Annotated in this window: 3 protein-coding genes; all 3 read right to left on the reverse strand. The window is 48.4% G+C overall.

Annotated features, from left to right (window positions below):
• Positions 1–107 precede the first annotated feature (107 nt).
• Genes G565_RS0120630 through G565_RS27835 form a run of 3 tightly spaced genes read right to left on the reverse strand, consistent with a single transcriptional unit; the run spans position 108 to position 2,403 of the window.
• The gene (locus G565_RS0120630; protein WP_028672494.1) at positions 108–1,136 is read right to left on the reverse strand and encodes a TRAFAC clade GTPase domain-containing protein; all 1,029 of its coding nucleotides are present in this window, start codon (positions 1,134–1,136) and stop codon (positions 108–110) included.
• Complete coding sequence (locus G565_RS0120635; protein WP_028672495.1) at positions 1,133–2,164, reverse strand: GTPase-associated system all-helical protein GASH; 1,032 nt, start codon at positions 2,162–2,164, stop codon at positions 1,133–1,135. The genes G565_RS0120630 and G565_RS0120635 overlap by 4 nt, the downstream gene beginning before the upstream one ends.
• The gene (locus G565_RS27835) at positions 2,164–2,403 is read right to left on the reverse strand and encodes a hypothetical protein (RefSeq protein ID WP_028672496.1); all 240 of its coding nucleotides are present in this window, start codon (positions 2,401–2,403) and stop codon (positions 2,164–2,166) included. The genes G565_RS0120635 and G565_RS27835 overlap by 1 nt, the downstream gene beginning before the upstream one ends.
• Positions 2,404–2,595: the final 192 nt, after the last annotated feature.

A 2,595-nucleotide genomic window follows, 5' to 3' on the forward strand; every position in this document is an offset into this window, starting at 1 on the left:
TGCTCTTCGATTTCCACAGAAAGACTCCCCGTAAATTCGGTATGATCAAGTCCTGATTATACTGGATTTCCACAGGAAACTACGAAGAGCCAAAATTATAGAACGACTCATCGGCTTCTCCTATAGCTGAGGAACAATCGTCCGTCAGTGTCCGGCTCGCTAGATTGCCAGAAAGTCGGACGGTCGATTCTGTTCTCTGCAGTCATTTTCATAAGTTCCGATATACCAAACCCTGCTGGCACTGAATTAGGATTATCTGAGAAAGGAGCGATACTCACTACCTCTATATGCTCGCTATGTCTTTTAAGTGCACTCTTTAAACGAATGCTAACTCGATCGTCGATAACTTGAGAGTCACGATGAGTCACCACAACTATCAATCGTTGCGAATAGCCTTCTAGCATAGTTCTCAATCGACCTGCCAATTGACCAACTCTAGCCAAAAGGCCATTACGCTTTTCGACATCAACTAATGAGCGACCATCGAGGACGACCCAAATTGTTTCAGCTGATTTAATAAAGTTCAGGCGATCTGATTGGGCTGTACTCACTAACGCCTGCGTCCACTCCCCCGGCATATCGGGAAGCGCGAAATCTATGCGCCTTTGATCTGATTCCCTGACCAGCCTGAGGTGTAGAAAGCCAGGACTGTGGTCATCCGACAATTCTGTGTGGACGGTCATCTGTTCTGGGGCCTTGCCTTCGTTCCAATCTCGGGCGCCGCGTGCGATCTCCTCAAAGGCCGTCAAGCTCTTACTATCTGCAAAAGACCACCCCTCTAATTTCGCGTGTGAGACAAGCAAGTATAGGCTTGCCAGACAAGCCGTCTTGCCTGATTCGGGGTCTCCAAGGATTCCAACCACGTTAACGTATCTAGACCCCATCAATGCATTTAAATCTTTCAATCCGAGAGGTCGACTTGAAGGAAGATCGACATCGTAAATAGGTTGCTTGAGCACAGGGTTACCCGGCCCGTCAACAGACTGCAACTCTATTTCAACATCATCAGCGTCCTCAGGTGCTTCGTCGACTACCTTGTTAGCCACAAGATTGGCACAGAGTGAAGGGTCTCGTTCAAGTGCGCAGGCACCCGTATCATCAACGGTGCATCCATCATATGAACATGACCCGGTCATAACTTCCCTGCTCCATCCGACAACATTCTGACAAAGCAGGCCTCTAATAAGGTTCGCTCGCCCCACTCCGAGACTCGTCGTTTAACAGTTGCTCCAGCGCCCCGTGCCTCACCGGTAGCCAAGGCGTGGAGTAAAGGGAATACAAATGAATATTCAGCCACGTTGCCTTCCAAAAAAGGTTTACCAAGTGTTGCTCGGTCACTTCCTATTGCAGCAAGAAGTTCGGTTAGATCTAGCTCTGGATCTTGATCCAGAGTTCTAAGAACGATTTCGCGATGCACTTCACAAGGTAGGTGGCGAAGCAGCTTAGCACCTTCCACCCCTTCGGCAACAATACGTGTCGGTTCTTTAATTTCCAAAAGCTGCCTATCTAAAAGTCGACTACGCCCAAGCTGTGCCCACCACAAGAAGTCGAGCTCCTCTCGATCCAAGGTCGCATTATAGCGCAACGCGTCTACCGTGCTCATCATAGCTTCGTTGACATTGTTCTTCGCTTTTTCGTCCTCGCCAATAGTAATCTCTACCGTAGCAGGATCTGGAACGTCTATTCGCAACCTCTCTTTTTCGGCAGCACTCTTTGCCCAGTTAGAAGCTGCGGATATAACTTCACGACGGAGGCTCTCACGCCGTTCATCTTTGAGTGCGGGTTGATATCCAAGAGCAGACCACAGCGCAACAGCGTATACATCTGTTATTAGCCACTTACCACCGCTGTTTCTTTTGCGGTCAAACATTGAAATCATCGCAACTCCTGCGCAAATACCAATATCGAGCGGACGCTCCTCAAATAGGTATGAGGATGAAGTTTTCTGAATAACCGCTTCTACTTCTTCGCCTAGAGTCTGAGATGGAGATCCGTCGCCTCCTAGAGCTTCTGCAACCTCCTCCACCTTAGCCACTATAGCTGAGACATTTTTCACCTTGCCCCACTTGGTTGCAAGGCTGGTCGCAGCAGACTGTCGGGAGTCAACATCTTCATCGCTTACGGCGACATTCGATATTCGCATGTGACGTGCCATTGAATTCATTATCTTACTCCGTCTTTCCGCTCGCGAATTAATCTGTCTATCATATCTTCTACCGCATTCAGCTTTCCACTTCGCACAAGATAGTCTAGCAGCCTGCGCTCCAGATCTTGCGTCATACGTTCATCTGAATTTCCGGGAAGGGCGTCTAACTCGACGAGGATTCGCATACGCTCACTTTCATAAAGATCGCGAAAGAACCTCAATCGTGCTGTTTCATAACCTTCTAACTTGGGTTGCATAGCCTGTACCTCACCGTCCGAAGGCCCCAGCGGGGACACTTCGGTCTTTGGTTCAGCAGAACATTTTCCACCCTTATCATCTGGAACATCTATAATTTGGGCTCTTCGTAGTTTCCTGTGGAAATCCAGTATAATCAGGACTTGATCATACCGAATTTACGGGGAGTCTTTCTGTGGAAATCGAAGAGCATT

The organism is Saccharospirillum impatiens DSM 12546, from assembly GCF_000423605.1.
Lineage (GTDB): Bacteria > Pseudomonadota > Gammaproteobacteria > Pseudomonadales > Natronospirillaceae > Saccharospirillum > Saccharospirillum impatiens.

Bases quoted from the DNA above. Each gene is read 5' to 3' on its own strand.
- G565_RS0120630 (WP_028672494.1), bottom strand. From the start codon at position 1,136: ATGACCGGGTCATGTTCATATGATGGATGCACCGTTGATGATACGGGT.
- G565_RS0120635 (WP_028672495.1), bottom strand. From the start codon at position 2,164: ATGAATTCAATGGCACGTCACATGCGAATATCGAATGTCGCCGTAAGC.
- G565_RS27835 (WP_028672496.1), bottom strand. From the start codon at position 2,403: ATGCAACCCAAGTTAGAAGGTTATGAAACAGCACGATTGAGGTTCTTT.